19 protein-coding genes are annotated in these 14,863 nt (G+C 62.5%); 17 read left to right on the top strand and 2 right to left on the bottom strand.

The annotated features are described in order from the left end of the window. Nucleotides 1–3 precede the first annotated feature (3 nt). From hisC to AC1DN0_RS11225, 14 genes are all read left to right on the top strand, one after another. Nucleotides 4–1,104 carry a histidinol-phosphate transaminase gene (hisC, locus tag AC1DN0_RS11290; RefSeq protein ID WP_441628873.1) on the top strand — a complete coding sequence of 367 codons (1,101 nt, stop codon included), beginning with the start codon at nucleotides 4–6 and terminating at the stop codon, nucleotides 1,102–1,104. A gap of 4 nt (nucleotides 1,105–1,108) precedes the next feature. Next, the gene (gene hisB, locus AC1DN0_RS11285; RefSeq protein WP_006159655.1) at nucleotides 1,109–1,702 is read left to right on the top strand and encodes an imidazoleglycerol-phosphate dehydratase HisB; all 594 of its coding nucleotides are present in this window, start codon (nucleotides 1,109–1,111) and stop codon (nucleotides 1,700–1,702) included. Nucleotides 1,703–1,825: 123 nt separating this feature from the next. Next, on the top strand, nucleotides 1,826–2,449 hold the full coding sequence (locus tag AC1DN0_RS11280) for a YchE family NAAT transporter (protein WP_035870676.1): 624 nt from the start codon (nucleotides 1,826–1,828) through the stop codon (nucleotides 2,447–2,449). Beyond that, on the top strand, nucleotides 2,446–3,099 hold the full coding sequence (gene hisH, locus AC1DN0_RS11275; protein ID WP_441628875.1) for an imidazole glycerol phosphate synthase subunit HisH: 654 nt from the start codon (nucleotides 2,446–2,448) through the stop codon (nucleotides 3,097–3,099). Before AC1DN0_RS11280 ends, hisH begins: the two co-directional genes overlap by 4 nt. An 89-nt stretch (nucleotides 3,100–3,188) precedes the next feature. Continuing rightward, entirely contained in the window at nucleotides 3,189–3,935 is a 747-nt protein-coding gene (gene hisA, locus AC1DN0_RS11270) for a 1-(5-phosphoribosyl)-5-[(5-phosphoribosylamino)methylideneamino]imidazole-4-carboxamide isomerase (RefSeq protein WP_035870672.1), read from the top strand. 78 nt (nucleotides 3,936–4,013) lie between these two features. Beyond that, nucleotides 4,014–4,784, top strand: coding sequence for an imidazole glycerol phosphate synthase subunit HisF (hisF, locus tag AC1DN0_RS11265; RefSeq protein ID WP_441628878.1), 771 nt, complete (start codon nucleotides 4,014–4,016; stop codon nucleotides 4,782–4,784). A 15-nt stretch (nucleotides 4,785–4,799) separates the two neighbouring features. Continuing rightward, complete coding sequence (hisI, locus tag AC1DN0_RS11260) at nucleotides 4,800–5,207, top strand: phosphoribosyl-AMP cyclohydrolase (protein ID WP_035870669.1); 408 nt, start codon at nucleotides 4,800–4,802, stop codon at nucleotides 5,205–5,207. Beyond that, complete coding sequence (locus tag AC1DN0_RS11255; protein ID WP_441628880.1) at nucleotides 5,204–5,584, top strand: phosphoribosyl-ATP diphosphatase; 381 nt, start codon at nucleotides 5,204–5,206, stop codon at nucleotides 5,582–5,584. Before hisI ends, AC1DN0_RS11255 begins: the two co-directional genes overlap by 4 nt. Before the next feature lie 94 nt (nucleotides 5,585–5,678). Beyond that, complete coding sequence (locus AC1DN0_RS11250; RefSeq protein WP_035870665.1) at nucleotides 5,679–6,053, top strand: DUF4870 family protein; 375 nt, start codon at nucleotides 5,679–5,681, stop codon at nucleotides 6,051–6,053. 138 nt (nucleotides 6,054–6,191) lie between these two features. After that, nucleotides 6,192–6,548 (top strand): histidine triad nucleotide-binding protein, encoded by a 357-nt coding sequence (locus tag AC1DN0_RS11245; RefSeq protein WP_441628882.1) that lies wholly within the window; start codon nucleotides 6,192–6,194, stop codon nucleotides 6,546–6,548. A 149-nt stretch (nucleotides 6,549–6,697) separates the two neighbouring features. Next, nucleotides 6,698–6,934 (top strand): Sec-independent protein translocase subunit TatA, encoded by a 237-nt coding sequence (gene tatA, locus AC1DN0_RS11240; protein ID WP_035870661.1) that lies wholly within the window; start codon nucleotides 6,698–6,700, stop codon nucleotides 6,932–6,934. A 175-nt stretch (nucleotides 6,935–7,109) separates the two neighbouring features. After that, nucleotides 7,110–7,619, top strand: a complete 510-nt coding sequence (gene tatB / locus AC1DN0_RS11235) for a Sec-independent protein translocase protein TatB (RefSeq protein ID WP_035870659.1) — start codon at nucleotides 7,110–7,112, stop codon at nucleotides 7,617–7,619. A 130-nt stretch (nucleotides 7,620–7,749) separates the two neighbouring features. Beyond that, nucleotides 7,750–8,547, top strand: a complete 798-nt coding sequence (gene tatC / locus AC1DN0_RS11230) for a twin-arginine translocase subunit TatC (RefSeq protein WP_441628885.1) — start codon at nucleotides 7,750–7,752, stop codon at nucleotides 8,545–8,547. Nucleotides 8,548–8,794: 247 nt separating this feature from the next. Further along, nucleotides 8,795–9,886, top strand: coding sequence for a porin (locus AC1DN0_RS11225; protein ID WP_441628887.1), 1,092 nt, complete (start codon nucleotides 8,795–8,797; stop codon nucleotides 9,884–9,886). A gap of 526 nt (nucleotides 9,887–10,412) precedes the next feature. Here the strand turns inward: AC1DN0_RS11225 and AC1DN0_RS11220 are convergent. Next, complete coding sequence (locus AC1DN0_RS11220) at nucleotides 10,413–11,606, bottom strand: Do family serine endopeptidase (RefSeq protein WP_477145721.1); 1,194 nt, start codon at nucleotides 11,604–11,606, stop codon at nucleotides 10,413–10,415. Nucleotides 11,607–11,625: 19 nt separating this feature from the next. Here AC1DN0_RS11220 and AC1DN0_RS11215 point away from each other — a divergent pair, with 19 nt between their 5' ends. Then, on the top strand, nucleotides 11,626–12,372 hold the full coding sequence (locus AC1DN0_RS11215; RefSeq protein ID WP_441628891.1) for a Nif3-like dinuclear metal center hexameric protein: 747 nt from the start codon (nucleotides 11,626–11,628) through the stop codon (nucleotides 12,370–12,372). Nucleotides 12,373–12,416: 44 nt separating this feature from the next. Here AC1DN0_RS11215 and mscL read toward each other — a convergent pair whose 3' ends face one another. Further along, nucleotides 12,417–12,851 (bottom strand): large conductance mechanosensitive channel protein MscL, encoded by a 435-nt coding sequence (mscL, locus tag AC1DN0_RS11210; protein ID WP_441628893.1) that lies wholly within the window; start codon nucleotides 12,849–12,851, stop codon nucleotides 12,417–12,419. Nucleotides 12,852–13,062: 211 nt separating this feature from the next. Between mscL and petA the strand changes: the two genes are divergently transcribed. Both petA and AC1DN0_RS11200 read left to right on the top strand, forming a co-directional pair. Then, nucleotides 13,063–13,680 (top strand): ubiquinol-cytochrome c reductase iron-sulfur subunit, encoded by a 618-nt coding sequence (gene petA, locus AC1DN0_RS11205; protein WP_441628895.1) that lies wholly within the window; start codon nucleotides 13,063–13,065, stop codon nucleotides 13,678–13,680. Nucleotides 13,681–13,682: 2 nt separating this feature from the next. Further along, a partial coding sequence (locus tag AC1DN0_RS11200; protein WP_477145720.1) for a cytochrome b occupies nucleotides 13,683–14,863 on the top strand: 1,181 nt, incomplete at its 3' end.

The following is a 14,863-nucleotide window of genomic DNA, read 5'->3' as shown; positions in this document are numbered from 1 at the left end:
CCCATGTCCGTAGTGCAGCCTTCCCTGATCGACCGCATCATCCGTGACGACGTACGCGCCATGGGCGCCTACCATGTGCCGGATTCGCACGGTCTGGTAAAGCTGGACGCGATGGAGAACCCCTACCGCCTGCCCGACGCACTGCGCGACAAGCTGGCCGCGCGGCTGGCCGAGGTAGCGCTCAACCGCTATCCGGTGCCCAGCAGCGAAGCGCTGCGCGCGCGCCTGAAGACGGTGATGGACGTGCCGGCGGGCATGGATGTGCTGCTGGGCAACGGCTCGGACGAGATCATCAGCATGCTGGCGCTGGCGGTGGCCAAGCCGGGCGCCAAGGTGCTGGCACCGGTGCCAGGCTTTGTCATGTACGCCATGTCGGCCCAGTTCGCCGGGCTCGAATTCGTCGGCGTGCCGCTCAACGCGGACTTCACGCTGGACCGCGCCGCCATGCTGGCGGCAATGGCCGAGCACCAGCCCGCCATCGTCTACCTGGCCTACCCGAACAATCCCACCGGCAACCTGTTCGACGCGGCCGATATGGAAGCCATCGTGCGCGCCGCCCAGGGCGAGGTCTGCCAGAGCCTGGTGGTGGTTGACGAAGCCTACCAGCCGTTCGCCCAGGACACCTGGATGCCGCGCCTGGCCGAGTTCGGCAACCTGTTGGTGATGCGCACCGTTTCCAAGCTGGGCCTGGCCGGCATCCGGCTGGGCTACCTGGCCGGCGCGCCGGAGTGGCTGTCGCAGATCGACAAGGTGCGCCCGCCGTACAACGTCAATGTGCTGACCGAGGCCACGGCGCTGTTCGTGCTCGAGCATGTCGATGTGCTCGACCAGCAGGCCGCGCAACTGCGTGCCGAGCGCGCCACCGTGGCCGATGCCCTGGCAGGCTTGCCGGGCGTGACGGTGTACCCAAGCGCAGCCAATTTCCTGCTGGTGCGCGTGGCGGATTCCGCTCGTGTGTTCGAAGGCGTGCTTGCGCGCAAGGTATTGATCAAGAACGTGGGTAAAATGCACCCATTGCTGGCCAACTGTCTGCGCGTCACGGTCAGCACTCCCGAAGAGAACGCGCAATTTCTCGCCGCCTTCCAGGCGGCGTCGCAGGATTAACACCATGCGTGTTGCAGAGGTCACCCGCAATACATCGGAAACGCAGATCCGCGTTTCGTTGAATCTCGATGGCACCGGCCGCCAGAAACTGGCGTCCGGCGTGCCGTTCCTCGACCACATGCTGGATCAGATTGCCCGCCATGGCATGTTCGACCTCGAAGTCGAAGCCAGCGGCGATACCCATATCGATGACCACCACACGGTGGAAGACGTCGGCATCGCGCTCGGCCAGGCGGTCGCCAAGGCCATCGGCGACAAGAAAGGCATCACCCGCTACGGCCATAGCTATGTGCCGCTGGACGAATGCCTGTCGCGCGTGGTGATCGACTTCTCCGGCCGTCCCGGCCTGGAATTCCACGTACCGTTCACCCGCGCTCGGGTGGGCAGCTTCGACGTCGACCTCACCATCGAGTTCTTCCGCGGCTTCGTCAATCATGCCGCGGTGACGCTGCATATCGACAACCTGCGCGGCATCAATGCCCACCACCAGTGCGAAACCGTGTTCAAGGCCTTCGGGCGGGCGTTGCGCATGGCGGTGGAAATGGATCCCCGTGCGGGCAACACGATTCCGTCGACCAAGGGCACCCTCGTCGGCTGAACCTCGCCGACGCGCTACCTCTCACGTGCCGGTGCGTACGTTCTGCTGCGCCGGCGAGAACATCAGATCAACGCGGTACAACGCGGTACTTACGCGACATTAGCGCGACATTCGCCCAACCCGATGGATACGCTTAAGTCGTTCATTTCGCTGCTGGCGCTGATCAACCCGATCGGGGCGATTCCGTTCTTCATCAGCCTGACCACCCAGCAGACTGAAGAAGAAAAGCGGCATACCATCAAGATCGCGTCGATCTCGGTGGCGACGGTGGTAGGCATCTCCGCCTTGCTGGGSCAGCAGATCATCGAGTTCTTCAATATCTCGGTGGCSTCGYTGCAGGTGGGYGGGGGCCTSATCATGATCATGATGGCCATGAACATGCTGAACGCGCAGACTGGCCGCACCAAGGCGACGCCCGAGGAAGAGGACGAGGCGGAAGCCAAGGCCAGTATCGCGGTAGTGCCGCTGGCGCTGCCCTTGCTGACCGGACCTGGTTCGATCAGCACGGTGATCGTCTATGCCGGCAAGACCCAGCACTGGTACCAGTTGCTGATTCTGGTCGGGATCGGGATCGCGCTTGGCGCAGTGGTATATATAGTGTTCCGCGCCGCGGACCCGATCGCGCGCGTGATCGGGCGCACCGGCATCAATATCGGCACGCGCCTGATGGGGCTGATCCTGTCGGCGCTGGCCGTAGAATTCATTGTGGACGGGCTGAAGACATTGTTGCCTGTTTTGAAATCATGACTACCATAGCAATTGTGGATTACGGCATGGGCAACCTGCGCTCGGTAGCGCAGGCCTTGCGTGCCGCGGCGCCGGAAGCGGACGTGCAGGTGGTGGACCAGCCGGAGGCGATCCGCGCGGCGGACCGCGTGGTGCTGCCAGGCCAGGGTGCGATGCCCGACTGCATGAGCGCACTGGGCGCCTCGGGCCTGCAACAGGCCGTGATCGAGGCCGCCGCTAGCAAGCCGATGCTGGGAGTGTGCGTTGGCGAACAGATGCTGTTCGACTTCAGCAAGGAAAGTAGAACGGACGGTGGCCGTACGCCCTGCCTGGGCCTCTTGCCCGGCGAGGTGATCCGCTTCGAACTGGAAGGCATGACCCAGCCGGACGGTTCGCGCTACAAGGTGCCGCAGATGGGCTGGAACCGCGTGAAGCAAACGCGCCCCCATCCGCTGTGGGCTGGCATCCCCGATGAAAGCTGGTTCTATTTCGTGCACAGCTACTACGTGCATGCGGAGGATCCGGCGCATATTGCCGGCGAAACGGAATATGGCGCCTTATTTACGAGCGCGGTGGCGCGCGATAATATTTTTGCCACGCAGTTCCACCCGGAAAAGAGCGCCGCCATGGGCTTGCAGCTGTACCGGAACTTCGTGCACTGGAATCCCTGAACGTCGATAGTGGCTTTTTTGGGACAGGGCTGACCGGCTACGCTGGCTAGTTCAACTTTCTCTTTCACTCAAACACGCTCGTCACACTTATGTTGCTCATTCCGGCCATCGACCTGAAGGACGGTCAATGTGTACGCCTTAAACAAGGCGACATGGACCAGGCCACCGTCTTTTCCGAAGATCCCGCCGCCATGGCACGTCACTGGGTGGAGCAGGGCGCACGGCGCCTGCACCTGGTCGACCTCAATGGTGCGTTCGTGGGCAAGCCCCGCAATGAAGCTGCCATCAAGGCCATCATCGCCGAGGTGGGCGATGAGATCCCGATCCAGCTCGGCGGCGGCATCCGCGACCTGAACACCATCGAGCGCTGGCTCGACGGCGGCCTGTCGTACGTCATCATCGGCACAGCGGCGGTCAAGAACCCCGGGTTCCTCAAGGACGCCTGCACGGCGTTCGGCGGCCACATCATCGTCGGCCTGGATGCCCGTGAAGGCAAGGTCGCCACGGATGGCTGGAGCAAGCTGACCGGCCACGAGGTTGCCGACCTCGCGCGCAAGTACGAGGACTACGGCGTGGAAGCCATCATCTACACCGACATCGGCCGCGACGGCATGCTGCAGGGCATCAACATCGATGCCACCGTCAAACTGGCGCAGTCGGCAACGATCCCGGTGATCGCCAGCGGCGGGCTGCACAACCTCACCGATATCGAACGCCTGTGCAGCGTGCAAAAGGACGGCGTCGAGGGCGTCATCTGCGGCCGCGCAATCTATTCGGGCGATCTCAATTTCGCCGAAGCCCAGGCGCTTGCCGACAAGCTCGGCGCCGAGCAGTAAGACAACGCGCCTTGCGCGCGACAATTGCAGCCACCGGCGCCCCCGCAAGGGCAGGCGCCGTGGCGGGCAAGGAATCTCATGCTAGCCAAACGTATCATCCCCTGCCTCGACGTGACCAACGGGCGGGTGGTCAAGGGTGTCAACTTCGTCGAATTGCGTGACGCTGGCGATCCGGTCGAGATCGCCCGCCGCTATGACGAGCAGGGCGCCGATGAAATCACTTTTCTCGACATCACCGCGACCAGCGACGGGCGCGACCTGATCCTGCACATCATCGAGGCGGTCGCCTCCCAGGTCTTTATCCCGCTGACGGTGGGCGGCGGCGTGCGCGCCGTGGAAGACGTGCGGCGCCTGCTCAATGCCGGCGCGGACAAGATCAGCGTCAATTCCGCGGCCATCGCCAACCCGCAACTGGTGTCGGACGCCACGGCGCGCTACGGCTCGCAGTGCATTGTCGTCGCGATCGACGCCAAACGCAGTTCCGCGCCAGGCGAGCCGGCACGCTGGGAGGTCTTCACCCATGGCGGGCGCAAGGCCACCGGGCTGGACGCCGTGGCATGGGCGCGCGAGATGGCCGCCCGCGGCGCGGGCGAACTGCTGCTCACCAGCATGGACCGCGACGGCACCAAGAGCGGCTTCGATCTCGAACTCACCCGTGCCGTCAGCGATGCGGTATCCATCCCGGTGATCGCCTCGGGCGGCGTGGGCGGACTGCAGGACCTGGCCGACGGCATCAAGCTGGGCCACGCCGATGCGGTGCTGGCCGCCAGCATCTTCCACTACGGCCAGCACACCGTTGGCGAAGCAAAAGCATTCATGGCCCGCGAGGGCATTCCGGTGCGGATCTGAACACGGCAAACCGACATGGCAAAGAAGTGGCTCAACAAGGTTAAGTGGGACGACAACGGCCTGGTGCCGGTGATTGTCCAGGAAGTCGGCTCGAACGACGTGCTGATGTTCGCGTTCATGAACCGCGAGGCGCTGCAGCGCACCGTGGAGATCGGCGAGGCCGTGTTCTGGTCGCGCTCGCGCAAGCGCTTGTGGCACAAGGGCGAGGAATCCGGCCACGTGCAAAAGGTGCATGAAATCCGCCTCGACTGCGACGAAGACGTGGTCTTGCTCAAGGTCACGCAGAACGACGGCATCGCCTGCCATACCGGGCGCCACTCCTGCTTCTTCCAGAAGTTTGATGGCGACGCCGACAACGGTGACTGGCAGACCGTGGAGCCCGTGCTCAAGGATCCGTCCACCATTTACGCAGCCAAGCCATGAGCGACGAACAGTTGAGCAGCGCCGATATGCTTGCCCGCCTGGCCAGCGTGCTGGAATCGCGCAAGCCCGAGAACGGCGGCGATCCGGATAAGTCCTATGTGGCGCGCCTGTTTCACAAGGGCGACGACGCGATCCTGAAGAAGATCGGCGAGGAAGCCACCGAAACCGTGATGGCCGCCAAGGATGCCCGCGCGGCGGGGCTGAGCCAGGAGTCGGTCTCCAAGGTGGTGTACGAGGTGGCCGATCTCTGGTTCCATAGCATGGTGCTTCTGTCCCGCTTCGGCATGCAGCCGGCCGACGTGGTCAACGAACTGGCCCGCCGCGAAGGTCTGTCCGGCCTGGAAGAAAAAGCCCGGCGCAAGGCCGACGGCAGCTGAATCCCGCACTAGCCGGCCTGGCCGGCGAGGCGCATCTGGACAGGACGGGCAGGGTATGGGACAGCCACCAGCAGCCACCAGGAGCAAGCACGAGATGGGAGAGGTGATCACCACGGACCACGACCGGCTTGCCAGCCTGCGCAAGCTGACGCACATTCTTTATGCGTTGTACGCCATTTTCTGGCTGACCGGCGGCATTACCGCGCTGATTGCCATCGTGATTGGCTACGTCAAGCGCGACGACACCCAGGGCACGCTCTACGCCTCGCACTTTGCCTGGCAGATACGGTCCTTCTGGTGGTCGGTGGCGTGGGCGATCCTCGGCGGCATGCTGTTTGTCACAGTGTTCCTGATACCCCTGGCTTTTGCCGTGTGGGGCGTATTGTCCTTATGGATGTTGTATCGTATCGTCAAGGGCTGGCTCTACCTGAACGACAGTAAGCCGATGTACCCGGATCAGCGTTTTTGATAGCCAGCGGACCGGTGGCGGTCCGGCCAAGGCGGTCCGGACATGCCTGAAAGGCAGGCGGATGGCCGGCAAGGCTGCCCGCCTGCACTGACATCGCGGCAAAAGTGCACCTGATTTGCTGCGCGCAATGAAATTTTCATGAATCCACAGCAAAATTGCCTCTTCTGCCGGATCGTGGCCGGTCAGCTTCCGTCGCGCAAAGTTTACGAAGATGACGAAATGCTGGCTTTCCACGATATCCACCCGAAAGCCCCGGTACACTTCCTGCTCATTCCCAAGTTGCATGTCGATTCGCTGGCCGATTGCGGACCCGGTGAAAGCGCGGTGCTTGCTAAAATGATGTTGAAGGTGCCGGAGTTGGCGCGCGCGGCAGGCTGTGGCAACGGTTTCCGGACGGTTATCAATACCGGTCCGGATGGCGGGCAGGAGGTGTATCACCTCCATCTGCACGTGCTTGGCGGTCCGCGTGACCAGTGGAAGGTGCAGCTGCCGTAAAGACCTGGCAGCCAACCCATGCAGGACCGAAGGCCGCGCGGCCTCCGGTCAGATGCCGTGCCGGCAACCGTCGCCCGGCACGGCCTTCAGTGACGGAACAACGAGCCGGGGTGGCATGGCGCCGCCCCCGGCTTCATCAGGAGCAGAAAATGGGTTCGTTTAGCATTTGGCACTGGCTCATCGTGCTGGTGATCGTCATGCTGGTCTTTGGCACCAAGAAGCTGCGCAACATCGGCCAGGATCTGGGCGGTGCCGTGAAAGGCTTCAAGGATGGCATGAAGGACGCCAACGGAAATCCGGTTGACGCACCGGCCGCGCCCTCCAAGGAACTGCGCGACGCCACCACCATCGACGTCGAAGCCAAGGAAAAGTCGCGCCAGCAGTGAGCGCGCGTCAACTCTTGTCAGCACGCCTGATGCCTTTCTTCCTGGCAGCAATGCCAAGCCGGCCATGCCCGCCGCGCCGCGCCCGTCCGCGTGACGGCTTGTGCGCGAGCCCGGGCGGCCGTTGCGGCGGCCCGGCCGTTCGCCGTGGCCGCAGCTTATTCCTTCCGAACCTCGCATGATCGATCTTGGCATTTCAAAGCTTGCACTGATCGGCGCGGTGGCGCTGGTGGTGATCGGTCCCGAGCGGCTGCCGAAGGTGGCGCGCACGGTCGGCGCACTGGTCGGCCGCGCGCAGCGCTATATCAATGATGTGAAGGCGGAAGTCAGCCGCGAGGTCGAACTCGACGAATTGCGCAAGATGCGCACGGAATTCGAGGACGCCGCGCGCGATGTCGAGCGCACCATCCACAAGGAAGTGCACGAGCACACCCAGTCCCTGAACGATGCGCTGACCGGTACGGATTCCAGCGTGCACGACGGGGCCAGCCAGGGCAGCGGCTACGTGCCATCCTGGGACACGGCGCACAAGGTCCATAACGGCCGCAAGAGCTGGCGCGTCAAGCAAGGTGCGCGGCCCGTGTGGTACAAGCGCCAGCACAATGTACGCGTGTGGGCGCAATCCGGCGCCGCGCGTGTCAAGCGCCACCGTCCCGCCACAGGCCCCGCCCGCTCATTCTTCGAGTGAGCATGATGGAGCCTGTCCACACGCCGCTACCCGGCCGGCCGTCGCTGTCGTGCGTTCCGACTTGCGCGCCGTGCCGTTGTATCGCCAATGATTTCTCGATGCCAGCCAGCCCGGCTGAGCGGTCCACGCCATGAGCGACTCCCGTTCCCAAGATCCCCAAGACCCGCAAGACGAAGCGCAGCAGGAAACCTTCATCTCTCACCTGGTGGAGCTGCGCTCGCGTATCGTCAAGGCGGCGTCAGGCGTGATCCTGGTGTTCCTCGGCCTGATCTACTGGGCGCCGAACATCTTCAACCTGTTCGCCCGGCCTTTGATGGAATCGCTGCCCAAGGGCGGCAAGATGATCGTCACCGATGTCACCGGCTCGTTCTTCGTGCCCATGAAGGTCACGCTGCTGGTGGCTTTCCTGATTGCGCTGCCCTGGGTGCTCTACCAGGTCTGGCAGTTCGTTGCGCCCGGCTTGTACCAGCATGAGAAGCGATTGATCGTCCCGCTGGTGAGCAGTAGCTACATTCTGTTTATCTGCGGCGTGGCGTTTGCCTATTTCCTGGTGTTCCCCACGGTGTTCCATTTCATGGCGCACTACAACGCGCCGCTGGGGGCGGAGATGTCGACCGACATCGATAAATACCTCAGCTTCGCCATGACCATGTTCCTGGCCTTCGGCATCACCTTCGAGGTGCCGGTGGTGGTGATCGTGCTGGTGCGCTTTGGTGTGGTCGAACTGGAAAAGCTCAAGCAGATCCGCCCCTACGTGATCGTGGGCGCTTTCGTGATTGCCGCCGTGGTGACGCCGCCGGATGTGTTGTCCCAACTGTTGCTGGCGGTACCCCTGGTCGCGCTATATGAACTAGGGCTGATCATGGCCCGATTCACCGCGCGGCCGGTTGCGGCGGACGCTCCGGCCAGCGAAGCGCAGCCGGACTAACTGTAGCGACCGCTAGCTTAAGGGAAAGCTCGGAGACGCGACTTTTGCACCAAAATGGGGAAAGTCGCCCCTCGTGCTGTTGCGACATCACAACAAAATCCGTCCGTATCCATGGTTTACGACGAAAAAGCCTTCTGGCGGCCGGGGGGGCTGACCCATAATACGCAACAGACGTGAAGGTAAATGCGTCGCCCAAGCACTTGGGCAAGCCAAGATTTCCCAATCAGTTGACAAGGAAAGTGTCGATATGAAGATGAAACTGTTTGCAGCCGCTGTAGCTGCCCTGGCCGCTGGTGGTGCGTATGCCCAATCGAGCGTGACCCTGTACGGCGTGGTTGACGCTGGTATTGAATACAACAACAAGTCGTCGACGAACGCACTCGGCACCAACGGTAACAACCTGTGGGCCATGCAGTCGGGTAACCAATCCGGTTCGCGTTGGGGCCTGCGTGGCGTCGAAGATCTGGGCGGCGGTCTGAAGGGTATCTTCGTCCTGGAAAGCGGCTTCAACGTTGACACCGGTACTTCGGCTCAAGGTGGCCGTCTGTTCGGTCGTAACGCCTATGTTGGTCTGCAAAGCCAGTACGGCGCGCTGACCCTGGGCCGTCAACAGACCACCCTGTATGATTTCGCGCTGGTCTATGACCCGATGGCGATCTCGACCCGTTACTCGAGCACTTCGCAAGAATCCGCATTCGCCAGCCGTGCTGACAACGCTGCGAAGTACACCGGCACGTTCGGTGGCCTGACCGTTAGCGCCCTGTACAGCTTCACCAACAGCGGCAACGAAACCGCTGGTAACTTCACCAACGGCCGCGAATACGGTTTCCTGGCAAGCTACGCTGCTGGCCCGTTCGCAATTGGTGCTGCTTATGACCAAACGAACGGCACTGGCGCAGCAAGCGCTCAGCTGACCCGCCGCGCTACCGTTGCTGGTACCTACGCTTTCGGCCCGGCCAAGCTGTACGCTGGCTACCGTTATGCCAAGGCTTACAACGGCGCCAACCTGGTTGGTTCGCCGACCGTGGCTAACACCGCATCGAACCTGGGCTGGTTTGGCGTGGGCTATCAGCTGACGCCGGCTCTGTCGCTGTCGGGCGCTGCTTACTACCAGAACCTGCGTGAGTCGTCGGCTAACCCGTGGCAATTCGTCACGACGGCTGACTACGCACTGTCGAAGCGCACCGACGTGTACGCAACGGCTTCGTATGTCCTGAACAACGGCAGCAAGTCGCGTCTGGGCGTGAATGGCTTCAACGACCTGTCGGGCCAGACCCAGTTCGTCCAAGCTGGTGCGAACCAGTTCGGCGCTGTGGTTGGTGTTCGTCACAAGTTCTAATTTAGTGCGGGCGTAAGCTCGCTCTAGATTGGCTTGAACGCTAAACGCCGGCATCCGCAAGGATGCCGGCGTTTTGTTTTTGGCGGCTGGCACTCGGCGATAGTGCGCAATGGCAATGGGGTGCTCGCCACATGGTGCTTCCGCGTAGTGGCGCGGCATCGTTTAACCGTGTCCCGCGGCGGCGCAATCAGTCTCGCTCGTTGATCTCCAGCTCGCGGAGCGCCGGCTGGCGATGGGTAGTCAGGTCCTTGCGCTGCCAATGCATGCGCCGCCACCGCTAGTCCCGTCCCAATCCCTCAATCACGGCAACTCCGATCGCACGATTGCGGGCAGATGTCTCCGCTATGGCCCGGGTATGCTGATCGTCAGACAAGCTTCCTGGTCCGGCAGGCCATCAATCCGGTCGCCTGGCGCAGCGCCGGGTACGCTCGCGCCAAGCCGACCCGTACTTCCCCGACAACAAAAACCCCGCCACAAAGGGCGGGGTCTGGAGAAGCAGCGTGCTGTCCGGGGATTCCGTGCTGACTTACTCTTCCTCGTCCAGCGGCAGCGCGCGGCGCGGCGGTGGCGGCCGCTTGCCGATCATCACCGTCAGTTCGGTCGGCTTGCCACGACGCACCACCCTCATCTTCACCTCCGCGCCAGGTTTGAGTTGGGCGATGGCGTTGAGCAGGGCGGTGGTGTCGCTAATGCCTTGCCCATCCACCGAGACCAGCACATCGCCCGGCTTCACGCCCGCCTTGTCGGCCGGGCCGCCCTGGACCACGGCTGCGATCAGCGCGCCTTCCTTGGCGTCGAGGCCGAACGACTCGGCGATCTCGGGTGTCATGTCCTGCGGCTCTACGCCAATCCAGCCGCGCGTCACCGAACCGGTCGAGATGATCGATTCCATCACCTGCTTGGCGGTGGAAACGGGAATGGCGAAGCCAATGCCCAGCGAGCCGCCCGAGCGGGAATAGATGGCCGTGTTGACACCCAGCAGGTTGCCCTGGGCATCGACCAGTGCGCCGCCCGAATTGCCAGGGTTGATCGCCGCGTCGGTCTGGATGAAGTTCTCGAAGGTGTTGATGCCCAGGTGGCTGCGGCCCAGCGCCGACACGATGCCCATGGTGACGGTCTGGCCGACGCCAAAGGGATTGCCGATGGCCAGCACCACATCGCCTACCTTGACGTTTTCAATGCGCCCCAGCGTGATCGCCGGCAGGTCCTTGAGCGTGATCTTCAGCACGGCCAGGTCGGTTTCCGGGTCCGAGCCGACCACCTTGGCGTTGGCMTTGCGGCCGTCGGTCAGCGCCACCTCGATCTCATCGGCGCCGTCCACCACGTGGTGGTTGGTTAGAATATAACCTTCCGCGCTGACGATGACGCCCGAGCCCAGGCTGGACACCGGCTCCTGGCGTTCCGGCAGGCGGTCGCCAAAAAAGAAACGGAACCAGGGGTCTTCTGCCTGCGGATTAGGCGTGTGCTTGCTGCCGTTCTTGCTGGTAAAGATATTCACCACTGCCGGCATCGCCTGCTGGGCCGCCTCGCTGTACGAGCCCGGCGCCGAAGAGCCGGCCACGCTGGGGACGACCTCCTTCAGCGCGACAATGGGCGAACCGGATTGCACTGCGACCCGGCCGCGCTGCAGCCATTCGGGTTTGAGTGTGGCCACGACGAACCACACTGCCAGCACGACGGTGACAGCCTGGGCAAAGAACAGCCAAAAGCGGCGCAACATATTGGAGTTTGGGCAGAAAATGAAAATAAAAGATCTTGAATTGTACTTGAACGACCTGCTTCAAGTCCCCCGATACAAGGACTATTGCCCGAACGGATGGCAAGTGCAAGGCCGGGCGGAAATCGAGCATATCGTGACAGGCGTGACCGCAAGCCTGGCCCTGGTCGAAGCCGCCATCGAGGCTGGCGCCGATGCCATCCTGGTCCACCACGGTTATTTCTGGAAAAACGAAGACGCCCGTGTCATCGGACAAAAACACGCACGCCTGAAACGCCTGCTGGGCGCCGATGTGAACCTGCTCGCCTATCACCTGCCGCTGGATAACCACCCCGAATTCGGCAATAACGCCCAGCTCGGCCTGCAACTCGGGTTTACGCCCACCGGCCGCTTCGGCGACGACCAGCTCGGGTGGACCGGGACCTTGCCACAACCCATGCCGCTCGCCGCGCTGGCCGCGCACGTAGGCGGCGTGCTCGCGCGCGAGCCGCTGGCCATTGGCGATCCCGAGCAACTGATTCGCACGGTGGGATGGTGCACGGGCGGTGCGCAGGGCTATTTCGACGCGGCCGTGGCGGCGGGCGTGGACGCTTACCTGAGCGGCGAGATTTCGGAGCAGACCACGCACCTCGCACGCGAGAGCGGGGTTGCCTATCTGGCGGCCGGGCACCACGCTACGGAGCGTTATGGTATCCAGTCCCTGGGCGAGCACCTGGTGCAGCAATTCGGGCTGCGCCACACCTTCATCGATATTCCCAACCCGGTCTGAAACGCGGCCCCGGCCATGGGCCGGGCGGGCCGCGGCGCGTTGGCTTAAGTCTGGCGCGCCTTCAGGCTGTCGCGGATCTCGCGCAGCAGCACCACGTCTTCCGGCGTGGCGGCGGGCGCTTCGGGCTTGGGCTCTTCAGCACGCACCTTATTGATCGCCCGCACCATCATGAAGATGATAAAGGCCAGAATCACGAAATTGACCAGGATGGTCAGGAAGTTGCCATAGGCAAAAACCGGCACGCCCGCTTTTTTCAGCGCGTCGAGCGTATGCGGGATGCCCGCTGGCGGCTCGGATAGCGCTACGAAAAGATTGGAGAAATCCAGTTTTCCGATAATCCGGCCAACGACCGGCATGATCAGGTCATTCACAACCGACTCGACAATTTTGCCGAAAGACGCGCCGATAATCACACCGACGGCCAGGTCGATCACGTTGCCACGCATTGCGAAGGTCTTGAATTCCGACATCATCCCCATGCTTTTCTCCCAGTGTTGCTTTCGTTGAACGGTCGTCAGGATAAAAGCCTGCCGTATCACCGCCCGTAACGCAAGCGTACAAGCCACATCGCCGATGTTTGGCCGATTATCGTACGCGGGTGAGCCACTGTCCGCCTTTCAATGCCACATGTGCCTAAGGTACAATTTACGGTTGACACAAAATCTAATTTGACATCCCCTGGGGTTTGGAATGAGTGACCAGCAAAACGTGAAGAACGTGGATAAGGGTCGCCGCAATTGGTTGATTGCGACGTCTGTCGCTGGCGGCATCGGAGGCGTGGCGGTAGCTGTTCCGTTCGTCAGTACGTTTGCGCCGTCAGAGAAGGCAAAGGCCGCCGGAGCACCGGTAGAAGCCGACATCAGCGCGCTCAAGCCGGGCGAGATGATGACCGTTGAATGGCGCGGCAAACCGGTCTGGATCCTGAAGCGCACCGAGGAAATGCTCTCGTCGCTGAAGAAGACAGATTCCGAGGTGGCCGACCCCAACTCGGATGTCCCCTTCACCATGCCGACGCCGGAATACTGCAAGAACGAAACCCGTTCGCGCGCAGACCACAAGGACCTGCTGGTCGTGGTAGGCATCTGCTCCCACCTTGGTTGCTCCCCCTCAGGTCCCTTCGGCGCCGGTTCCAACCCGCAACTCGGCTCCGACCCCGGATTCCTCTGCCCCTGCCACGGTTCGACCTTCGACCTGGCTGGCCGCGTGTTCAAGAACAAGCCGGCCCCGCAAAACCTCGACGTACCCCCATACCAGTTCCTGTCCGACACCAAGATCGTGATCGGCAAGGATGAAAAAGGAGACGCTTGACCATGGCGGCCGAAAAACAAGTAAAGACGACCGGCTTGCTTGGCTGGATCGACGCGCGCTTCCCCGCAACCCAACTCTGGGAAGATCACCTTTCCAAGTACTACGCACCGAAGAACTTCAACTTCTGGTACTTCTTCGGCTCGCTGGCCCTGCTGGTGCTGGTGATCCAGATCGTGACCGGCATCTTCCTGGTGATGAACTACAAGCCGGACGGCACGCTCAACGCCGCCGGCATTCCCGTGGCTTACGCCAGCGTGGAATACATCATGCGCGAAGTGCCCTGGGGCTGGCTGGTGCGCTACATGCACTCCACCGGCGCCTCGGCCTTCTTCGTGGTGGTGTACCTGCATATGTTCCGTGGCCTGCTGTACGGTTCCTACCGCAAGCCGCGTGAGCTGGTCTGGGTCTTCGGCTGCCTGATCTTCCTGTGCCTGATGGCAGAGGCCTTCATGGGCTACCTGCTGCCCTGGGGCCAGATGTCGTACTGGGGCGCCCAGGTGATCGTGAACCTGTTCTCCGCCATCCCCGTGATCGGCCAGGACCTGTCCCTGTTCATCCGCGGCGACTACGTCGTGAGCGACGCCACGCTGAACCGCTTCTTCTCCTTCCACGTCATCGCCGTGCCGCTGGTGCTGCTGGGCCTGGTGGTCGCGCACATCATCGCGCTGCACGAAGTGGGCTCGAACAACCCGGACGGCGTCGAGATCAAGGCCAAGAAGGACGAGAACGGAATCCCGCTGGACGGCATCCCCTTCCACCCGTACTACTCGGTGCATGACCTGATGGGTGTGGGCGGCTTCCTGATGATCTTCTCCGCGGTGATCTTCTTCTTCCCGGAGGTGGGCGGCTACTTCCTGGAGTCGAACAACTTCTTCCCGGCCGATCCGCTCAAGACCCCGCCGCACATCGCGCCGGTCTGGTACTTCACGCCGTTCTACTCGATGCTGCGTGCCACCACCTCGAACTTCCTGCCCATCCTGTGGGTGTTCTTCGCGGTGCTGCTCGGCATGGTGTTCCTGCGCAGCAAGGATGCCCGCATCAAGGTTGGCGCGCTCGCCATCGCCGTGATCCTGGCTGTGGGCTTCTACTTCATCGACGCCAAGTTCTGGGGCAAGGTTGGCGCGCTCGCCATCGCCGTGATCCTGGCTGTGGGCTTCTACTTCATCGACGCCAAGTTCTGGGG

Source organism: Cupriavidus sp. 05N39, from assembly GCF_056397325.1.
This window is presented reverse-complemented; position numbering and strand designations above follow the sequence as displayed.

What these genes read in the sequence shown, in the direction of transcription:
- hisC (WP_441628873.1), top strand. Translation starts at nt 4, where the DNA reads ATGTCCGTAGTGCAGCCTTCCCTGATCGACCGCATCATCCGTGACGAC.
- hisB (WP_006159655.1), top strand. Translation starts at nt 1,109, where the DNA reads ATGCGTGTTGCAGAGGTCACCCGCAATACATCGGAAACGCAGATCCGC.
- hisH (WP_441628875.1), top strand. Translation starts at nt 2,446, where the DNA reads ATGACTACCATAGCAATTGTGGATTACGGCATGGGCAACCTGCGCTCG.
- hisA (WP_035870672.1), top strand. Translation starts at nt 3,189, where the DNA reads ATGTTGCTCATTCCGGCCATCGACCTGAAGGACGGTCAATGTGTACGC.
- hisF (WP_441628878.1), top strand. Translation starts at nt 4,014, where the DNA reads ATGCTAGCCAAACGTATCATCCCCTGCCTCGACGTGACCAACGGGCGG.
- hisI (WP_035870669.1), top strand. Translation starts at nt 4,800, where the DNA reads ATGGCAAAGAAGTGGCTCAACAAGGTTAAGTGGGACGACAACGGCCTG.
- AC1DN0_RS11255 (WP_441628880.1), top strand. Translation starts at nt 5,204, where the DNA reads ATGAGCGACGAACAGTTGAGCAGCGCCGATATGCTTGCCCGCCTGGCC.
- AC1DN0_RS11250 (WP_035870665.1), top strand. Translation starts at nt 5,679, where the DNA reads ATGGGAGAGGTGATCACCACGGACCACGACCGGCTTGCCAGCCTGCGC.
- AC1DN0_RS11245 (WP_441628882.1), top strand. Translation starts at nt 6,192, where the DNA reads ATGAATCCACAGCAAAATTGCCTCTTCTGCCGGATCGTGGCCGGTCAG.
- tatA (WP_035870661.1), top strand. Translation starts at nt 6,698, where the DNA reads ATGGGTTCGTTTAGCATTTGGCACTGGCTCATCGTGCTGGTGATCGTC.
- tatB (WP_035870659.1), top strand. Translation starts at nt 7,110, where the DNA reads ATGATCGATCTTGGCATTTCAAAGCTTGCACTGATCGGCGCGGTGGCG.
- tatC (WP_441628885.1), top strand. Translation starts at nt 7,750, where the DNA reads ATGAGCGACTCCCGTTCCCAAGATCCCCAAGACCCGCAAGACGAAGCG.
- AC1DN0_RS11225 (WP_441628887.1), top strand. Translation starts at nt 8,795, where the DNA reads ATGAAGATGAAACTGTTTGCAGCCGCTGTAGCTGCCCTGGCCGCTGGT.
- AC1DN0_RS11215 (WP_441628891.1), top strand. Translation starts at nt 11,626, where the DNA reads ATGAAAATAAAAGATCTTGAATTGTACTTGAACGACCTGCTTCAAGTC.
- mscL (WP_441628893.1), bottom strand. Translation starts at nt 12,851, where the DNA reads ATGGGGATGATGTCGGAATTCAAGACCTTCGCAATGCGTGGCAACGTG.
- petA (WP_441628895.1), top strand. Translation starts at nt 13,063, where the DNA reads ATGAGTGACCAGCAAAACGTGAAGAACGTGGATAAGGGTCGCCGCAAT.